Genomic DNA, 16,794 nt, shown 5'->3' on the forward strand with positions numbered 1-16,794 from the left:
TCAGCGCTTCAGCTGCGCAAGGATCTCGCGGGTCATCGGGTCGGCAACGGCCACATCCTCGCCCTGCAGCGCCGGCAGCAGGCCGCTGGCCAGCTGCTTGCCCAGTTCGACACCGAACTGGTCGAAGGCGTTGATGTTCCAGATCACCGACTGCACGTACACGGCGTGTTCGTACATGGCGATCAGCGCACCCAGCGCCTGCGGGGTCAGCGCGTCGAGCAGGATCAGCGTGCTCGGGCGGCCGCCCGGGTAATCACGGTGCGGGTCGTCGCTGCCCTGGCCATTGGCCAGTGCTTCGGTCTGCGCCAGCAGGTTGGCCAGCAGGGCCTGATGATTGATCGTGTAGGGATCGTCGTTGTGCACGCAGCCGATGAAATCTGCCGGAACGATGCTGGTGCCCTGGTGCAGTGCCTGGAAGAAGCTGTGCTGCACATCGGTGCCCGCGCCTCCCCACCACACCGGCACGGTATCGGTGGTGACCGGCTGGCCGTCACGCTGCACACGCTTGCCCAGGCTTTCCATCACCAGCTGCTGCAGGTAGGCCGGCAACAGCGCCAGGCGCTGGTCGTAGGTCATCACCGCATGCGTGGCATGGCCCAGCAGGTTGCGGTTCCAGATGTCGGTCAGGCCGTGCAGCACCGGCAGGTTGCGCTCCAGCGGTGCATCCAGCGCATGCGCATCCATCTGCGCAGCACCTTCCAGCAGCTGTTCAAAGCGCTCGAAGCCGATCGCCAGCGCGATCGGGAAACCGACCGCAGACCACAGCGAATAGCGGCCGCCGACCCAATCCCACATCGGCAGCACACGATCGGCGGCGATGGCAAAGGCCTTGGCGGCACGTTCCGGATTGGCACTGACCGCGTACAGGCGGTCGCTGCCCCCCAGCCAGTCGTGCAGGATCTGGCCGTTGAGCAGGGTTTCCTGGGTGCCGAAGGTCTTGGAGATCAGGATGCCGGCGGTCTTGGCAGGATCCAGCGTGGCCAGCGTACGCTGCATGGCCGCGCCGTCCACGTTCGAGACGAAATGCACGCGCAGGCGCGCACCGCTGACCGGACGCAGTGCGTCGGCGACCAGGCGCGGGCCAAGGTCGGAACCACCGATGCCGACACTGACTACATCGGTCACGCCACTGTCTTCCAGCGCGCGCACCAGCACGCCCATGCGCTGGCGGATCTCGCGCGCGGTGGCATAGGCCTCGGCCGCCACCGGCGCATCGACCACGTCGCCGCGCAGTGCGGTGTGCAGCGCGGCGCGACCTTCGGTCAGATTGACCTGCTCGCCACGGAACAGGCGGGTGATGGCACCACCGACATCACGGTCGGCAGCCAGCGCCAGCAATGCCTGCAACGCCGCGGCATCGTATTTCTGCCGGGCGAAGTTGACGTACAACGGACCGACCCGCAGCGCCAGGTCCTGCACGCGGCCGGGTTCGGCGGCGAGCAGGCCGGGGATGCTTGCGCCCTTCAGGCGCTGGGCGTGGGAATGCAGCGAGTCGAATCCGTTGTTCGTTGTCATGCGGCCTGGGTCGGGATCGTGTCGTTGGTGTGGGTGATCTGGTTCTTGCCATCAACGTACACCAGCTTCGGCTTGAAGCTGTCGGCTTCCTGCTCGGTCATGCTGGCGAACGCGGCAATGATGATGATGTCACCGACCTGCACGTGGCGCGCAGCGCCACCGTTGAGCGAGACAACGCCGCTGCCGGCTTCGGCGCGGATGGCATAGGTCGAGAAGCGCGCACCGTTGGTCACGTCCCAGATGTGCACCTGCTCGAACTCGCGGATGCCGGTGGCAGCCAGCAGGTTGTCATCGATGGCGATCGAGCCTTCGTAGTTCAGCTCGGAATGGGTGACGGTGGCGCGGTGGATCTTGGTCTTGAGCAGGGACAGGTGCATGGGGGCGCTGCAACGGCAAAGGAAAGAGCGGATTCTAGCACCCGCTTGGCCGTCGTCAGGGGCCTGCGGCAGGACGCTGAAGGCCGTTCAGGCGCCCTCGCCCGGCGGCGGCGCCGTGGCATGGACGGCACCGCCCTGCAGTGACAGCCTGAACACCGTATGGAAGGCCAGCCCGGAGGCCAGGCCCAGGCCCCCTGCAGCCAACACCGTCAGCCCATAGCTGATCACATCGAATGTATCGACATAGCGCAGGCGCTGCAGCAGCGGCCCATGGATCGCGCCCGGCCATTCATGGATGGCCATGGCCAGCGCGCCCAGAGCAGCCCCTGCAAGCACGAAGCGGGGCCGGCGCAGGAGCCGCCGAGATCGCGGGAGCAGCGCCATCGGCAGGAACACCGCGATGGCGCTGCAGACGCCCAGCCCGAACATCAGTCCACCGCCGGTGAGCGCGGGCATCGGCGTGCGCCTGAATTCAAATGCGAACAACAGGCCGCCAAACAGTTGGGCCGGCAGCATGCCTGCCGCCAACACGGCCAGGATCAACGCCTGCGCAAGCCGACCAGCGTCAGTGGAGGGCGTCTTCATTGCCGTTCTCCCGTCCATGGGAAGGTGCGAGGCGCCCATTGTGGGCGCCCCCGGGCCGCATGCGGCTCAGAACTCCAGGTTGTCGATCAGGCGGGTGGAGCCCAGGCGCGCGGCGATCAGCGCTACGCGGCCACCGCCATCGAACGTCGGCTCGGCCAGCTCCGGGGTGCGCAGCACCGCATAGTCGACCTGGAAACCGGCCGCCTGCAATGCCGCCGTGGCGTCGGCCTCGATGCGATCACGCGCCTGCCCGGCCACGTAGCCTTCGCGCATGCCCAGCAGGGTGCGGTGGATGGTGGTCGCGACCGGGCGCTGTTCGGCGCTCAGGTACTGGTTGCGCGAACTCTTGGCCAGGCCATCCTCGTCGCGCACGATGTCCGCGCCGACGATCTGGATCGGGAACGACAGCTCAGCCACCATCTGCCGGATCACCGCCAGCTGCTGGTAGTCCTTGCGGCCGAACACGGCCACGTCCGGCTGCACCTGCAGGAACAGGCGCGCCACCACCGTGCAGACGCCATCGAAGTGGCCCGGGCGGCTGGCACCTTCCAGCACCTCGCTCACGCCGGGCGCGTGCATCTGCGTGGTCTTGTCCACGCCCAGCGGGTACATGGCCTCGACGCTGGGCAGCCACACCGCATCGCAGCCGACCTGCTCAAGCCCGGCCACATCGGCCTCGGGCGTACGCGGATAGCGACTGAAATCCTCGTTCGGCCCGAACTGGGTCGGGTTGACGAAGATGCTTGCCACCACCCTGTCGGCGTACTGGCGGGCAAGGGTCACCAGCGAATGATGGCCACCGTGAAGGTTGCCCATGGTGGGCACCAGCGCCACGCGCAGGCCCTCGCGCTTCCACTGGGCGATCTGCCCGCGCAATGCGCCGAGCTCGTTGAAGGTCTGGATCATGAGGCGTAAGCGTGCTGTTCGTCGGGGAAGCTGCCGTCGCGCACGGCGTCGGCGTAGGCGCGGGTGGCACCGGCCACCGAACCGCCTTCGGCAAGGAAATCCTTGACGAACTTGGGGCGGCGATGGCCACTGTCCAGGCCGAGGAAATCGTGCAGCACCAGCACCTGGCCGTCGCACTGCGGGCCGGCACCGATGCCGATGGTCGGCACCTCCACCGCAGCGGTCACCTCGGCGGCAACCGGGGTCGGCACGCACTCAAGCACCATGATGCTGGCGCCGGCAGCGGCCACGGCCCTGGCATCTTCCACCAGCTGGCGCGCGGCATCGCCGCGGCCCTGGATCTTGAAGCCGCCCAGGCGCAGCACCGACTGCGGGGTCAGGCCCAGATGCGCACAGACCGGAATCTCACGCTCAACCAGGTAGCGGATGATGTCGACCTTGAAGCCGGCACCTTCGATCTTGACCATCTCGGCACCGGCCTGCAGCAGCTGCAGCGAAGCATCCAGCGCGCGCTCCGGAGTGGCATCGGCACCGAACGGCAGGTCGGCCACCAGCAGCGCGCGCTGCAGCACACGGGCCACGGCGCGGGTGTGGTAGACCATGTCGGCCACGGTCACCGGCAGGGTCGAATCATGGCCCTGCACGACCATGCCCAGCGAATCGCCAATCAGGATCAGGTCAACGCCATTTGCGTCGAAAGTGCGGGCGAAGCCAGCGTCGTAGGCGGTCAACATGACCAGCTTCTGGCCATTGCGCTTGGCCTCGGCCAGGGCGGGAACGGTCCAGGGCTTGCTGTCTGCGTGGGTGCTCATGTGCTGATAACCGGGGGAGATAACCCGGGCATTATCACCCTATCGGCGCGATCCCGCAGGCATCCACCCGCATCACTGCATCCCGCACGCGGCCATGCCCGGGGATGGCCAGATCCGGCGCGATTTCGGCCAGCGGCACCAGCACGAAGGCACGCTCGTGCATGTAGGGGTGTGGCACCTGCAGGCCGGGCTGGTCGAGCACCTGCGCGCCATACAGCAGCAGATCCAGGTCCAGCGCGCGCGGCCCCCAGTGCACCGCCGCATCGCGCACGCGGCCAAAGCCCTGCTCCAGCGCCAGCATCGCCTGCAGCAGTTCATCGGCTGCCAGTGACGTTTCGACCGCGGCCACCGCGTTGACGAACGGTGGCTGGTCTTCATTGCCCCAGGCCGGCGTTGCGTACAGGCGCGAGGCCTGCAGCACGCGGGTCCCGGGCAGGCCGTCCAGCGCAGTGATCGCCGCGCCGACAGTCGTGGCCGCATCGCCGAGGTTGGCGCCGAGGCCGATCCACGCTGGCATCATTGCTTATTCGCCAGCTGCACCGGCCGAGGCCCCCGGGCGGCGGCGACGACGGCGACGCTTGCGCGGTGCTCCGTTCTCGTCATCGCCCTCTTCGCTTTGCATCGCGTCCAGCGAAGATTCCAGCTCGCGGCCCGACTGCGCCTGTGCGTCGCGCCAGAATTCAACATCGGCAGCGTGCTCGGCCGAGGCCACCTGGCGCAGGCTGAGGAAGTCGAACGCGGCGCGGAAGCGCGGATGGGTGAGCGTGCGGAACACGCGCTTGCGCTGGCGCGAGCTGAAACGCGACTGCAGCAGCCAGATTTCCTGCATCGGCAGCGAGAAGCGGCGCGGCAGCGCGATGGTGCTCAGCTGCTGCACGGTAACGCGGTCGGCGGCACGACGCTGCGCCTCTTCCGGCGCCACGCCCTGCTTGAGCAGGGTCGCCTGGGCGCGGCAGAACGCCGGCCACAGCAACAGCGCGAACAGGAACGCCGGCGAGACCGGCTCGTCGTTGGCCACGCGGGCATCGGTATTGGCCAGGCCCTCTACCAGCATGCGGCGCAGCGCGCCGGTGCGGTTGGATTTCAACGCCCTGGCGCTTTCCGGGAACAGCACGTCGAGCAGACCGTAGCGCTCCAGGCCTTCGAAGCTGGCCACGCCGTGCCCGGACAGGAACAGCTTCAGCACTTCCTCGAACAGGCGTGCCGGCGCGGCTTCGTTGAGCAGGCCAGCCAGCTGCGGGATCGGCGCGGCGGTGCCCTCCTCGATCTGGAAGCCGAGCTTGGCCGCCAGGCGCACGGCGCGCAGCATGCGCACCGGGTCTTCCTGGTAGCGCTGTACCGGGTCGCCGATGAGCTTCATCAGGCGCGCCTGCACGTCTTCGAAGCCACCGGTGTAGTCACGCACCGAGAAGTCCTCGATGGCGTAGTACAGGGCGTTGCAGGTGAAGTCGCGGCGGACGGCGTCGTCTTCGATGGTGCCGTACACGTTGTCGCGCACAAGCATGCCGTTTTCCATCTCGCGGTCGCCACTACCGTCATCGCTGTTGGCGCGGAAGGTGGCGACTTCGATGATCTCGCGGCCGAACACAACGTGGGCGAGGCGGAAACGGCGGCCGATCAGGCGGCAGTTGCGGAACAGCTGCTTGACCTGTTCGGGCGTGGCGTCGGTGGCCACGTCGAAATCCTTGGGTTGGCCATTGACCAGCAGGTCGCGCACCGCGCCGCCGACAAGGTAGGCGCCGAAGCCGGCATCGCGCAGGCGATAAAGCACGCGCAGGGCGTTCGGGCTGATGTCCTTGCGGGAGATCGTGTGCTGGTCGCGCGGGATGACGCGCAGGCTGAACGGTGATGTAGCAGAGGAAATGATGTTGGCGCTTCCGGTTGAAGTTTCGGGATTGCCCAATGGCATCGAGGTGCATATACTAGCGCTCCTGCCTCGGCAGCGACACAGTTACGCTCCCTTCGTCTAGTGGTTAGGACGTGGCCCTCTCAAGGCTAAAACAGGGGTTCGAGTCCCCTAGGGAGCGCCAGTCGCCGCAGCAGGAACCGAAAAAGCCCGCCTTGTGCGGGCTTTTCTGTTTTCCGGGATTGCAGTGGTTGCGGTCGGGTTGGTCGCTTTGGCGCCCCCCCCCTGCAATCGGCTTGAGCCGGTGGGGTCACCCAGGGCAGGACACGCCGTAAACCCATCCATGGGGGCTCGATGGCGCCATCCATGGCGCCAACGGTCCTGCCCTGGGTGACCCCACCGGCTCTGGACGGTTTCCCGCGAGCTGCGGCAACAACCGACCTGCGCTTCGCCGCATCCGCACGCACCATGAACTGTCAGGAGGGGGCAGGCCGCCCTCTCACACTCTGGACAAGCAGGCGCCAACGGAACGCAACCGAAGCCAGTCGCCGTCAGCCTTCCATCTGCTCCAGCTCCTTGCCCTTGGTCTCGCGCACGTAGCGGACCACGAAGAAGATCGAGAGGATGGCCGCCACCGTGTAGATGCCATAGGCGCCGGCCAGGCCGATGCCGGCCAGCAGCATCGGGAAGGTCACGGTGATCGCGAAATTCGACGTCCACTGCGCCGCACCGGCAACAGCCAACGCCGGGCCGCGGATCTGGTTGGGGAACATCTCGCCCAGCATCACCCACATCACCGGGCCCCAGGACATGTTGAAGAACACCACGTAGACATTGGCCGCGACCAGCGCCAGCAGGCCCATGCCGTCGGACAGCTGCAGGCGACCGTCGGCCAGGCTTCCACTGGCGAACGCGACCACCATCAGCACCAGCGCCACCGACATGCCGACCGAGCCGATCCACAGCAACGGCTTGCGACCGATGCGGTCGATCAACAGCACCGTCAGCAGGCAGGCACCGATGCTCAGCCCACCGGACAGCACGTTGATCAACAGCGCGTCGCTTTCCGAAAAGCCGACCGCCTGCCACAGCACTGCGCCGTAGTAGAACACCACGTTGATGCCGACCAGCTGCTGGAACATGGCCAGGCCGATACCCACCCACAGGATCGGCCGCAGCTTGCCGCTGACCGTGTCGCGCAGGTCGCTGAAGCGCGGCTTGTGCTGGTCCTGGGCCAGGCTGGTTTCGATCTCGGCCTGCTTGGCCGCCGCCACGGTATCGCCGTACAGCCGCGAGAGCACCGCCCTCGCCTGCTGCTGGCGCCCCTTCAGGACCAGGAAGCGCGGGCTTTCCGGAATCACCAGCAACAACAGCAGGAACAGCCCCGACGGCAGCGCCTGCATCCAGAACATCCAGCGCCAGGCCTCATGACCCAGCCACAACGGCTCGGTCGACGCCCCGGCGGCGCGGGCCAGCAGGTAATTGCTGAGGAAAGCTACGAACAGGCCGCAGATGATCGCCATCTGCTGCACCGTGGCCAAACGCCCGCGATAGCGCGCCGAGGCCACCTCGGCAATGTAGGCCGGCGACATCACACTGGCCGCCCCCACTGCAAAGCCGCCGAGCACGCGGGCCGCGATGAACAGCCACGAGGCGTGGGCTGCGCCGGCGCCCAGCGCCGAAACCAGGAACATCAGCGCCGACACGATCAGGACGCCGCGGCGTCCCAGGCGGTCGCCCAGCCAGCCGGCCAGGAACGCACCGATCGCGCAGCCCAGCAGCATCGAGGCGACTTCGAAACCGAGCGCCGCCTCGCTGGAGTTGAAGGCCTGGCGCAGGCCATCGACCGTGCCATTGATGACACCACTGTCGAAGCCGAACAGGAATCCACCGAGCGTGGCCACGCAGCTGATCAGGACGATGAATGCAGTGTTCTCACCGCCATGGGGTGCGATGCTGGGCTGGGCTGGTGACATTGACGATCCTGCTGGGAAGGGGGCCGGCCACCCGACGCAGCCGGCTGACCCGCAGCGTCGCACAGGCCCCGCCCTGCCGCCAATGACTGCCACGGCCGCGCCTGCCAGACGCCCGATTTCCGCCCCGCGCCGACACCGGGGGCCAACCTGTTCTAGAATTGGCGGGTTCAGGAATTGATCCACCCCCAGCCCATGCCCTTTGTCGTCACCGAAAACTGCATCAAGTGCAAACACACCGATTGCGTGGAAGTGTGCCCCGTGGATTGCTTCCACGAAGGCCCGAACTTCCTGGTGATCGACCCGGATGAGTGCATCGACTGCACCCTCTGCGAGCCGGAGTGCCCGGTCAATGCGATCTTCCCGGAGGACGATGTCCCCGCCGGCCAGGAAGGCTTCGTCGCCCTCAACGCCGAGCTGGCGAAGGAGTGGCCGGTGCTGACCGTGCGCAAGGACCCGCCCGCCGACGCCGGCGAATGGGATGGCAAGCCGGACAAGCTGAAGCTGCTGGAGCGCTGAGAAGCGCCCACGGCGGCAACGAAAAGGGCGCCCACGGGCGCCCTTTTCTGTTTTCCGGTGAACGCCAACCGCAAGAACCGGCATGCCAACCTTGCGATCCGGTATGCCAACCTTGCGATCCGGTAGGTGCCAACCTTGGTTGGCACAGAAGCGCCGACCAGGGTCAGCCTCTACCAGAGGCAGCCCTTACTGGGCCAGCTTCGCCTTCAGCGCGGCGATCAGCTTCACCGGCGCTTCGGCGGTGGCCGGCAGGCCACGCGGGTCGACCGCGGAGATGTAGGCGCCGGCATCGACGGCGACCACGCGGACCAGGAAGTTGCTGCCTTCGTAGGCCACGTCATACGAGCCCAGCAGCTGGGCGCGGCTGGCGATGGTCACGCCCTCCACGCCTTCCAGCGCGGTACCGACCTTTGCGAAGGCTTCATCCTTGCCACCGGCGATGGTGAAACCGGTATTGCCAACGGCCGGAGCCGCAGCCGCCGGCGCTGCCGGCTTGGTGGCCGACACCAGCGCCGGCACCTTGTTGTCACCGGTGGTGGCCGGCAGGTTGAGGTCCGGCGGCACTTCCAGCGGACGCATTTCCGGGGCCAGGGCGTAGTCGCCCTTGACGCCACGCTTGAAGCAGCCGGTGGTGCCGGCGGCAACGGCCACCGCAAGCAGGGCGTAGGACAGCACGCGGACAGTGGAAACGGATTGACGCATGTGAATCTCCTGGGTCAGACCAAGACGAAAGGTCAGTGGCTGGAAAGGGCTTCAAGGGCGGCGATGTCGCCGGCAAGATGGTCGGCGGCCGCGTGGTGCGGCGCCGACAGCGGCAGCAGCGGCAGGCGCAGGTCATGGCCGATACCGATACGGCGCAGCAGCGCCTTGACCGGAATCGGGTTCGGTTCAACACCGCAGAAATCATGGAACGGCTGCAGGCGCGCATCCCAGGACTCGGTGGCTTCGTGGTCATGGGCGGCGGCCAGCTCGCACATGCGGCGGTAGGCGCCGGGCAGCACGTTGGAGCCGACCGAGATCAGGCCGTCGATACCGGCCCGGATCGAACGCGCGGCCGTACCGTCGTCGCCGCTGAGCACTGCGAACTGCGGGCTGCGCAGTGCGAGCAGCGCCTGCACCCGGCCGGTGTCGCCCACCGCCTCCTTGATGCCGACGATGTTGGGGTGGCTGGCCAGTTCGGCCACGGTCTCCGGCTGCATGTCGCAACCGGTACGGCCGGGCACGTTGTACAGCACGACCGGCAACCCGCCCTGGTCGGCGACCGCACGATAATGGGCAATCAGGCCGGCCTGGGTCGGCCTCACGTAAGGCGGGGTGACCACCAGTGCATGGCTGGCGCCAAGCGCGGCCGCACGACGGGTCTGTTCGATGGTTTTGGCGGTACCGGACAGGCCGGTGCCGGCCATGACCGGGATGCGGCCGCCAATGCGTTCGACCGCGCTGGCCAGCAGCAGGTCGTACTCGGCATCGGTGAGGGTTGCCGCTTCGCCGGTCGAGCCGGCAACGACAACGCCATGGACGCCACCTTCCAGTTGCAGGTGCAGCAGGCGCTGCCAACCGTCGGGATCGAGGGCGCCGTCGGCCCGGAACGGGGTCGCCAGCGCGGTGATGAGGCCGGAAAGGGACAAGGACGTGCTGCTCTTGGCTGGAAAGGGAAAACGCCCGCCACGAAAGGCCGGGGGCGACCTGAATGTTACTTGCGGCGCGAAAGCACGGGCAAGTATGCTGGACACCGGTGGATCCCCGCCTCTGGCGGGCATTCAGACTAACGCATGCATTACCCGGAATCGCCTTGACCGACACCACCCCGCGCCCCGCGCCGAGCGAAAACCACCTCCTGATCAACGCCTATACGACGCATCCGGAGTCCCCCCTGCTGTCCGTCACCCGCCGCATCGCCGACAGCGGCTGCAATCTGGTAGACGCACGCCTGGCCACGGTCGGCCGCGATGTCTCGGTCACCGCCCTGGCCACCGGCTCCTGGGACTCGGTGGCCAAGCTCGAGGCGATGCTGACCCGGCTGGAGCGCGAGGAAGGCCTGAAGCTGGTCTGGTACCGCACCGCGGCCAAGCAGGCGCAGTCCAACCTGCTGCCGTACATTGTCGAAGTGATCGCCGCCGACAAGCCGGGCATCCTGTTCCAGCTGGCCGATTTCTTCGACCGCCAGGGCATCACCATCGAGAACCTGCAGAGCACGCGCTACCGCGCCATGCAGACCGGTGCGGAAATGTTCAGTGCACAGGTCACCATCGGCGTGCCGGCCAACATGCACATCGCCGCACTGCGCGACGATTTCCTTGAGTTCTGCGACCACCTGAACCTGGACGCGATCATGGACCCGATGAAATTCTGATTGGGAGTGCGGATTTTTCGCGCGCCTCTCACGGGCGCGTGGCGTTTCATGCAATTGTCGTAGAAACAACCCAGGCTCGACAGAAGGACCTCATGAACAACGGCGATACCCTGGACAGCACCACCCTCTCCCTGCCGCTGGCGCTGTCCGGTGGCGACCAGGCCACTCTCGGCGACTATGCCGGCCAGTGGCTGGTGCTGTACTTCTACCCCAAGGACAGCACTCCCGGCTGCACCACCGAAGGCATCGACTTCAACGCCCTGCTGCCGAAGTTCAAGAAGGCCGGCGCGGTCGTGCTCGGCGTCTCTCGCGACTCGGTGAAGTCGCACGACAACTTCTGTGCCAGGCAGGGCTTCAACTTCCCGCTGGTCAGCGATGGCGACGAAGCGCTGTGCAGCGCCTTCGACGTGATCAGGATGAAGAACATGTACGGCAAGCAGGTACGTGGCATCGAACGCAGCACCTTCCTGATTTCCCCCGACAGCCGCATCGTGCAGTCCTGGCGCAAGGTCAAGGTTGCCGGCCATGCCGATGCCGTTCTCGCCGAACTGAAGGCCTCCCAGTCCAAGTGAGTCCCACTGCCTACTGTGTCTGCCATCACCCTGCCCCGCAGCAGGCCGTGGTGGTTTTCCCCTGTCCGTAACCAGGAATCGACGATGACCCGAGGCAAGCGCATCTACGTGCTGGATACCAACGTGCTGATGCACGATCCGACCGCGCTGTTCAAATTCGAGGAGCACGACATCTACCTGCCCATGCAGGTGATCGAGGAGCTGGACAACGGCAAGAAGGGCACCTCCGAAGCGAGCCGCAACGCCCGCCAGGTGAGCCGCTTCCTCAACGAGCTGGTGCAGGAATCCGGCCTGGACAACCTGGCCGACGGCATTCCGCTGCAGCGACCCAACGGCCTGCAGCTGCGCGGCAAGCAGAGCGCCGGCAAGCTGCGCTTCCAGACCAGCCACTTCGACGCGGGCAAGAGCTTTGGAAAGGTCATTCCCGACAATGCCATCCTTGGCGCGATCCTGGCGCTGAAGGAAGAAACGCCGGACCTGCCGGTGGTGTTCGTTTCCAAGGACATCAACCTGCGGATCAAGGCCGCCATCGCCGGCATCGTGTCCGAGGACTACGAAAACGACCGCGCGCTGGACGATTTCAGCCTGCTCTACACCGGCGCCACCGAGCTGCCGGAAGACTTCTGGAAGCGCCACGGTGACGACCTGCGCAGCTGGAGCGACAAGGGCCGCAGCCATTACGAAATCCAGGCGCAGGACGGCGAGGAGTGGTACCCGAACCAGTACGTCTACCTGCCCGGCGAAGACGAAGTCGAACTGCGCGTCAGCCGCGTGGTCGGCGACGGCAAGGTAGTGCTGTCGCTGGTCGATGATTTCCGCCACGGCAGCCACGCCGTGTGGGGTATCAGTGCGCGCAACCGCGAGCAGAACTTCGCGCTCAACGCACTGATGGATCCGGAGATCGACTTCGTCACCCTGCTGGGTACCGCCGGTACCGGCAAGACCCTGCTGGCACTGGCCGCCGGCCTGGCGCAGACGATGGACCAGCAGCGCTACCGCGAGATCATCATGACCCGCGCCACGGTCAGCGTCGGCGAGGACATCGGTTTCCTGCCGGGCACCGAGGAGGAGAAGATGACGCCGTGGATGGGCGCGCTGACCGACAACCTGGAAGTGCTCACGCACAACCAGGAAGGCGGCACCTGGGGCCGCCAGGCCACCAACGACCTGCTGGCCAGCCGCATCAAGATCCGCTCGATGAACTTCATGCGCGGCCGCACCTTCCTGTCGCGCTACCTGATCCTGGACGAGGCGCAGAACCTCACCCCGAAGCAGATGAAGACGCTGATCACCCGTGCCGGCCCCGGCACCAAGATCGTCTGCCTGGGCAACGTCGAGCAGATCGACACCCCGTACCTGACCGAGACCACCTCGGGCCTGACCTACGCGGTGGATCGTTTCAAGAACTGGCCGCATAGTGCGCACATCACCCTGCGCCGAGGCGAACGCTCGCGCCTGGCCGATTACGCTTCGGAGGTGTTGTGAACCGCTGCACCCGCCTGCTGCTGCCCACGGCTGCGATCACCCTCGCAGCCGTGCTCGGTGCCTGCACCACCACGCGCGGCCCGGCCAGTGTGCCGACCGCCGAGCGCACCGGGCAGTCCTGGGTGGTCACCCGCCCGATCATCGCCGCGCAGGTGCTCGACACCTGCTCGCGCGCCAGCCCCGGCCGCGAGGCCGGGCGGGTCAGCGGCTACTGGGCTCCCAGCCGGCAGCAGATCGATCAGCTGGAAGCACAGCTGTCGTCGCTGGAGGCACAGGTACCAAAAGTGCTGGACTTCGACCGCCAGTACGTCGGCATCGAAAGCGCCGGCAAGCGGCTGATCTACGTCAACGCCTTCCACCTGCCCGACGACAGCGGCATCAATCCGGCACGCGAAGCGATCCGCGTCTGTGACGGCGGCACGCAGTTCTGGGGCGCGGTGTTCGACCCGGCCAGCAACACCTTCAGCGAGCTGCAGTTCAACGGCGGCTTCGGCGGGCCCTGAGGGGCCCCGCCGATGGGAATACGCCTGCCCACCTGGGTCTGGATCGGCGCGGTCGCGCTCTCGTGCGTGGCCGGCATGGTCAACGTGGTTGGTTTCCTTGGTTTCGAGCACCAGGCGGTCAGCCACATGACCGGCAGCACCAGCCAGCTCGGCATGGCACTGGCCCAGGGTGACTGGCGCGCGGTCGGCCACTTGTGGGGACTGCTGATCGCGTTCTCGCTGGGCGCGATGCTCAGCGGCCTGCTGATCCAGGACAGCACCCTGCAGCTGGGCCGACGCTACGGCGTGGCGCTGGCACTGGAATCGGCGCTGCTGCTGGTCGCCATTCCACTGTTCGAACAACACCAGATCTGGGGCGCGCTGGCCGCCGCCATGGCCTGCGGCCTGCAGAACGCGATGGCCACCACCTTCAGTGGCGCGGTGGTGCGCACCACCCACCTCAGCGGCATGTTCACCGACCTCGGCATCGGCCTGGGCCACCTGCTGCGCGGGTTGCCGCTGCAGGTACGACGGCTGACCCTCAGCGGCCTGATCATCAGCGGCTTCCTCGCCGGCGGCATCATCGGCGCCTGGCTGTTCATGCGCTGGCAGTACGACGCCCTGCTCGCCCCGGCCCTGCTGACCGGCCTGACCGGGCTGGGTTATGTGCTGTACCAGCAGTGGGCGCGTTGGCGGCATTGAATCAAGGACATCCACGCATGGCGTGGATCTACCTTCCCCTCCGGGACCACGGCACAATCAACTGATGAGCCCGACCACCCCCGTTTCCGCCCTCACCATCGCCGGCTCCGACTCCGGCGGTGGCGCCGGCATCCAGGCCGACCTGAAGGCCTTCGCCGCGCACCGCGTGCATGGCCTCTCGGCGATCGCTGCACTGACCGCGCAGAACACCCGTGGCGTCATCGCCGTGCACGTGCCCCCCATCGAGTTCCTCCGCGCGCAGCTGGATGCCTGCTTCGACGACTTCGACATCCATGCGGTGAAGCTGGGGATGCTGGCCAACGCCGAAGTGATCCATGCCGTCGCTGATGCACTCGAAAAGCATCGCCCGCCACACGTGGTACTGGACCCGGTGATGGTCGCCACCAGTGGGGCACGCCTGCTGGAAGACAGCGCATTGCAGGCCATGCGTGAGCGCCTGATCCCGCTGGCCACGCTGATCACCCCCAATACGCCGGAAGCAGAACTGCTGGTCGGCCGGAAGATCAGCAACGGCGAAGACGCAGAACAGGCCGCCTCGGCCCTGCTCGACCTCGGTGCCGGCGCAGTGCTGCTCAAGGGTGGCCACCTGCATGAGGGCAATCGCGTGATCGATCGCTACTTCGACGGCGTCAGCAGCGAAGAATTCATCCACGCACGCCTGCCGCTGGACGCACATGGCACCGGCTGCACGCTGGCCTCCGCCATCGCCGCGCAGTTGTGCAACGGCTTGAGCCTGGCCAATGCCTGCGAAGCCGGTATCGACTACGTTGCACGCGGCCTGCAGCAGGGCTATGCCCCCGGCCGCAGCGAGGTGCTGGTGCTGGATCACTTCGGCGCGGCACCCCACGCATGAGCCTGACGCCGAGCGTCCTTGCCGTGCAGTGCGACGACGGCCATCGCTACGAGGTGATCGCCTGCGTGCCCGCACAGCCCATCGCACGCCTGCTGTGGCTGCCGGCACTGGGCGTGGCGGCGCGCCACTACCTGCCACTGGCTTTGGCGCTGGCGGCGAAGGGCGTGGCGGTCTACCTGCATGAGTGGCGAGGCAATGGCAGCAGTTCGCTGCGCCCGTCACGCACGCAGGACTGGGGCTATCGCGAGGTACTCGAACAGGATCTGCCGACCAGCCAGACCGTCCTGGCCGCAGCAGATGACGACGGCGACGCCCTGCCCTGGATCATCGGCGGCCATAGCCTGGGCGGGCAGCTGGCCTGCGTGCATGCCGGCCGCAACCCGCAGCACTTCAACCGGCTGTGGCTGGCCGCCAGCGGCTCACCGTTCTGGCGCGGATTCCCACCACCGCGTGGCTGGCTGCTGCCGCTGGTCTACCGCTTCCTGCCGTGGATCGCACAGCGCCAGGGCGCGCTGCATGGCCGTCGCCTCGGCTTCGGTGGCACCGAAGCGCGCGGGCTGATCGCCGACTGGGCGCGCGTCGGCCTGAACAACCATTACGCCGCCGTCGGCATGGACGAAGACCTCGATGCGCAGATGGCGCGTGTGCATGGCAGCGCACAGGCGGTGCTGATGGAGCACGACTGGTTGGCCCCCACCGGATCGATGCAGACGCTGCTGGCGAAGCTGCCGAATGTGGACGCGCAGCTGCGCGTGCTGTCCGCGCAGGAACTGGGCACGCGCGCCGATCATTTCGCGTGGCTGAAGGCCCCTGATGCCGTGGCTGACAGCTTTTTCATTCAGTTGGATGAAAATTTTCACAAAACTGTTGACGGTACGCGCCGACATCCGCATAATTCCGCTCCTGTCGCAGGGCGCCCGTAGCTCAGTTGGATAGAGTACCTGGCTACGAACCAGGCGGTCGGGAGTTCGAATCTCTCCGGGCGCACCACTCGACAGGTTTCCAGCATCCGCCGCTGGAAATGCAGTAAAATTTGATTGTGTACCGCGCGCCCGTAGCTCAGTTGGATAGAGTACCTGGCTACGAACCAGGCGGTCGGGAGTTCGAATCTCTCCGGGCGCACCATACACAGTCAGCACAACAAGTTCATGTAATTGGCGCCCGTAGCTCAGTTGGATAGAGTACCTGGCTACGAACCAGGCGGTCGGGAGTTCGAATCTCTCCGGGCGCACCATTACACCGAAACAGCAGGCCTCGGCCTGCTGTTTTTTTATGTGTGTTTTTCGGCAGGGCTGCGCCCTGCACCCTGGTAGTGCCGGCCGCTGGCCGGCAACCTCAACGGCAACGGCAACGGCAAAAGCTGGCATTCCGTGGGCTGGCGGGGCGGGATGGACAGGCAGGACACGCCGTAAACCCATCCATGGGGGCTCGATGGCGGCATCCATGCCGCCAACGGTCCTGCCTGCCCATGCCGCCCCACCTCTGACAGATTTCCGCGATCTGATGGATCCACGCCATGCGTGGATGAATCTCCATCGAGTTCTAGTATTTCGATAATTGATCGAAGAGCATCCACGCATGGCGTGGATCTACCGTGTCGACCAAGGTCGACACCTACCAGAGCAGTACGCCGTTCCGACAGATCGCGGAAAACTGTCGAAGGCGGGGTGGGTCCGGTTGCGGGAGTGTCCGCGGCATGGATGCCGCGGCCAAGCCCCCAAGGACGGGTTTACGGCGTCTCCCGCAACCGGACCCACCCCGCCATCCCTCAGGAAACCAGCTTCTGCTGTTGC

General features: G+C 66.6%; 18 protein-coding genes and 4 tRNA genes. 12 read left to right on the forward strand and 10 right to left on the reverse strand.

Going from position 1 to position 16,794, the window contains the following annotated elements:
* The 7 genes from pgi to pcnB all read right to left on the reverse strand — a co-directional run bounded on the left by pgi (position 1) and on the right by pcnB (position 6,098).
* Positions 1–1,515, reverse strand: a complete 1,515-nt coding sequence (gene pgi, locus AC5P8Y_RS13520; RefSeq protein WP_024958626.1) for a glucose-6-phosphate isomerase — start codon at positions 1,513–1,515, stop codon at positions 1–3.
* The gene (gene panD / locus AC5P8Y_RS13525; RefSeq protein WP_005409061.1) at positions 1,512–1,892 is read right to left on the reverse strand and encodes an aspartate 1-decarboxylase; all 381 of its coding nucleotides are present in this window, start codon (positions 1,890–1,892) and stop codon (positions 1,512–1,514) included. The genes pgi and panD overlap by 4 nt, the downstream gene beginning before the upstream one ends.
* A gap of 87 nt (positions 1,893–1,979) precedes the next feature.
* Positions 1,980–2,477, reverse strand: a complete 498-nt coding sequence (locus tag AC5P8Y_RS13530; RefSeq protein WP_049431732.1) for a hypothetical protein — start codon at positions 2,475–2,477, stop codon at positions 1,980–1,982.
* A gap of 66 nt (positions 2,478–2,543) precedes the next feature.
* Positions 2,544–3,383 (reverse strand): pantoate--beta-alanine ligase, encoded by an 840-nt coding sequence (panC, locus tag AC5P8Y_RS13535; protein WP_065183334.1) that lies wholly within the window; start codon positions 3,381–3,383, stop codon positions 2,544–2,546.
* Complete coding sequence (panB, locus tag AC5P8Y_RS13540; RefSeq protein ID WP_005409058.1) at positions 3,380–4,195, reverse strand: 3-methyl-2-oxobutanoate hydroxymethyltransferase; 816 nt, start codon at positions 4,193–4,195, stop codon at positions 3,380–3,382. Before panB ends, panC begins: the two co-directional genes overlap by 4 nt.
* Positions 4,196–4,229: 34 nt before the next feature.
* Entirely contained in the window at positions 4,230–4,715 is a 486-nt protein-coding gene (folK, locus tag AC5P8Y_RS13545; RefSeq protein WP_049402627.1) for a 2-amino-4-hydroxy-6-hydroxymethyldihydropteridine diphosphokinase, read from the reverse strand.
* A gap of 3 nt (positions 4,716–4,718) precedes the next feature.
* On the reverse strand, positions 4,719–6,098 hold the full coding sequence (gene pcnB, locus AC5P8Y_RS13550; protein ID WP_049402628.1) for a polynucleotide adenylyltransferase PcnB: 1,380 nt from the start codon (positions 6,096–6,098) through the stop codon (positions 4,719–4,721).
* A 52-nt stretch (positions 6,099–6,150) separates the two neighbouring features.
* Between pcnB and AC5P8Y_RS13555 the strand changes: the two genes are divergently transcribed.
* Positions 6,151–6,225 (forward strand) — tRNA-Glu (locus tag AC5P8Y_RS13555).
* Positions 6,226–6,592: 367 nt separating this feature from the next.
* Here AC5P8Y_RS13555 and AC5P8Y_RS13560 read toward each other — a convergent pair.
* A complete protein-coding gene (locus AC5P8Y_RS13560) occupies positions 6,593–8,017 on the reverse strand; it encodes a sugar porter family MFS transporter (RefSeq protein ID WP_049403561.1) in 1,425 nt (474 codons plus the stop codon).
* Positions 8,018–8,209: 192 nt separating this feature from the next.
* On the opposite strand from AC5P8Y_RS13560, the gene fdxA reads away from it, so the two are divergent.
* Positions 8,210–8,533 (forward strand): ferredoxin FdxA, encoded by a 324-nt coding sequence (gene fdxA / locus AC5P8Y_RS13565; protein WP_005409054.1) that lies wholly within the window; start codon positions 8,210–8,212, stop codon positions 8,531–8,533.
* A gap of 186 nt (positions 8,534–8,719) precedes the next feature.
* On the opposite strand, the gene AC5P8Y_RS13570 is transcribed toward fdxA, so the two are convergent.
* The gene (locus AC5P8Y_RS13570) at positions 8,720–9,235 is read right to left on the reverse strand and encodes a hypothetical protein (protein ID WP_005409053.1); all 516 of its coding nucleotides are present in this window, start codon (positions 9,233–9,235) and stop codon (positions 8,720–8,722) included.
* Positions 9,236–9,267: 32 nt separating this feature from the next.
* A complete protein-coding gene (dapA, locus tag AC5P8Y_RS13575) occupies positions 9,268–10,161 on the reverse strand; it encodes a 4-hydroxy-tetrahydrodipicolinate synthase (protein WP_005409052.1) in 894 nt (297 codons plus the stop codon).
* 164 nt (positions 10,162–10,325) lie between these two features.
* On the opposite strand from dapA, the gene AC5P8Y_RS13580 reads away from it, so the two are divergent.
* The 10 genes from AC5P8Y_RS13580 to AC5P8Y_RS13625 all read left to right on the forward strand — a co-directional run bounded on the left by AC5P8Y_RS13580 (position 10,326) and on the right by AC5P8Y_RS13625 (position 16,235).
* Positions 10,326–10,886 (forward strand): glycine cleavage system transcriptional repressor, encoded by a 561-nt coding sequence (locus AC5P8Y_RS13580; protein ID WP_005409051.1) that lies wholly within the window; start codon positions 10,326–10,328, stop codon positions 10,884–10,886.
* A gap of 92 nt (positions 10,887–10,978) precedes the next feature.
* Entirely contained in the window at positions 10,979–11,458 is a 480-nt protein-coding gene (locus tag AC5P8Y_RS13585; RefSeq protein WP_033833058.1) for a peroxiredoxin, read from the forward strand.
* Positions 11,459–11,542: 84 nt separating this feature from the next.
* Positions 11,543–12,943 carry a PhoH family protein gene (locus tag AC5P8Y_RS13590; RefSeq protein ID WP_005409049.1) on the forward strand — a complete coding sequence of 467 codons (1,401 nt, stop codon included), beginning with the start codon at positions 11,543–11,545 and terminating at the stop codon, positions 12,941–12,943.
* The gene (locus AC5P8Y_RS13595) at positions 12,940–13,446 is read left to right on the forward strand and encodes a hypothetical protein (protein ID WP_005409048.1); all 507 of its coding nucleotides are present in this window, start codon (positions 12,940–12,942) and stop codon (positions 13,444–13,446) included. Before AC5P8Y_RS13590 ends, AC5P8Y_RS13595 begins: the two co-directional genes overlap by 4 nt.
* A 12-nt stretch (positions 13,447–13,458) precedes the next feature.
* The gene (locus AC5P8Y_RS13600) at positions 13,459–14,127 is read left to right on the forward strand and encodes a YoaK family protein (RefSeq protein WP_010484284.1); all 669 of its coding nucleotides are present in this window, start codon (positions 13,459–13,461) and stop codon (positions 14,125–14,127) included.
* 64 nt (positions 14,128–14,191) lie between these two features.
* Positions 14,192–15,001, forward strand: a complete 810-nt coding sequence (thiD, locus tag AC5P8Y_RS13605) for a bifunctional hydroxymethylpyrimidine kinase/phosphomethylpyrimidine kinase (RefSeq protein ID WP_005409046.1) — start codon at positions 14,192–14,194, stop codon at positions 14,999–15,001.
* Positions 14,998–15,924 (forward strand): alpha/beta hydrolase family protein, encoded by a 927-nt coding sequence (locus tag AC5P8Y_RS13610; RefSeq protein ID WP_111188468.1) that lies wholly within the window; start codon positions 14,998–15,000, stop codon positions 15,922–15,924. The genes thiD and AC5P8Y_RS13610 overlap by 4 nt, the downstream gene beginning before the upstream one ends.
* Positions 15,915–15,991 (forward strand) — tRNA-Arg (locus AC5P8Y_RS13615). Before AC5P8Y_RS13610 ends, AC5P8Y_RS13615 begins: the two co-directional genes overlap by 10 nt.
* A 58-nt stretch (positions 15,992–16,049) precedes the next feature.
* Positions 16,050–16,126, forward strand: a tRNA-Arg gene (locus AC5P8Y_RS13620).
* Positions 16,127–16,158: 32 nt separating this feature from the next.
* A tRNA-Arg gene (locus AC5P8Y_RS13625) sits at positions 16,159–16,235 on the forward strand.
* The last annotated feature ends 559 nt before the right edge of the window (positions 16,236–16,794 follow it).

The organism is Stenotrophomonas sp. YJH_SMC_12-1 (assembly GCF_059370935.1).

Bases quoted from the DNA above. Each gene is read 5' to 3' on its own strand.
- panD (WP_005409061.1), bottom strand. From the start codon at position 1,892: ATGCACCTGTCCCTGCTCAAGACCAAGATCCACCGCGCCACCGTCACC.
- pgi (WP_024958626.1), bottom strand. From the start codon at position 1,515: ATGACAACGAACAACGGATTCGACTCGCTGCATTCCCACGCCCAGCGC.
- AC5P8Y_RS13530 (WP_049431732.1), bottom strand. From the start codon at position 2,477: ATGAAGACGCCCTCCACTGACGCTGGTCGGCTTGCGCAGGCGTTGATC.
- AC5P8Y_RS13560 (WP_049403561.1), bottom strand. From the start codon at position 8,017: ATGTCACCAGCCCAGCCCAGCATCGCACCCCATGGCGGTGAGAACACT.
- panB (WP_005409058.1), bottom strand. From the start codon at position 4,195: ATGAGCACCCACGCAGACAGCAAGCCCTGGACCGTTCCCGCCCTGGCC.
- AC5P8Y_RS13600 (WP_010484284.1), top strand. From the start codon at position 13,459: ATGGGAATACGCCTGCCCACCTGGGTCTGGATCGGCGCGGTCGCGCTC.
- AC5P8Y_RS13610 (WP_111188468.1), top strand. From the start codon at position 14,998: ATGAGCCTGACGCCGAGCGTCCTTGCCGTGCAGTGCGACGACGGCCAT.
- panC (WP_065183334.1), bottom strand. From the start codon at position 3,383: ATGATCCAGACCTTCAACGAGCTCGGCGCATTGCGCGGGCAGATCGCC.
- AC5P8Y_RS13590 (WP_005409049.1), top strand. From the start codon at position 11,543: ATGACCCGAGGCAAGCGCATCTACGTGCTGGATACCAACGTGCTGATG.
- AC5P8Y_RS13585 (WP_033833058.1), top strand. From the start codon at position 10,979: ATGAACAACGGCGATACCCTGGACAGCACCACCCTCTCCCTGCCGCTG.
- thiD (WP_005409046.1), top strand. From the start codon at position 14,192: ATGAGCCCGACCACCCCCGTTTCCGCCCTCACCATCGCCGGCTCCGAC.
- fdxA (WP_005409054.1), top strand. From the start codon at position 8,210: ATGCCCTTTGTCGTCACCGAAAACTGCATCAAGTGCAAACACACCGAT.
- AC5P8Y_RS13570 (WP_005409053.1), bottom strand. From the start codon at position 9,235: ATGCGTCAATCCGTTTCCACTGTCCGCGTGCTGTCCTACGCCCTGCTT.
- folK (WP_049402627.1), bottom strand. From the start codon at position 4,715: ATGATGCCAGCGTGGATCGGCCTCGGCGCCAACCTCGGCGATGCGGCC.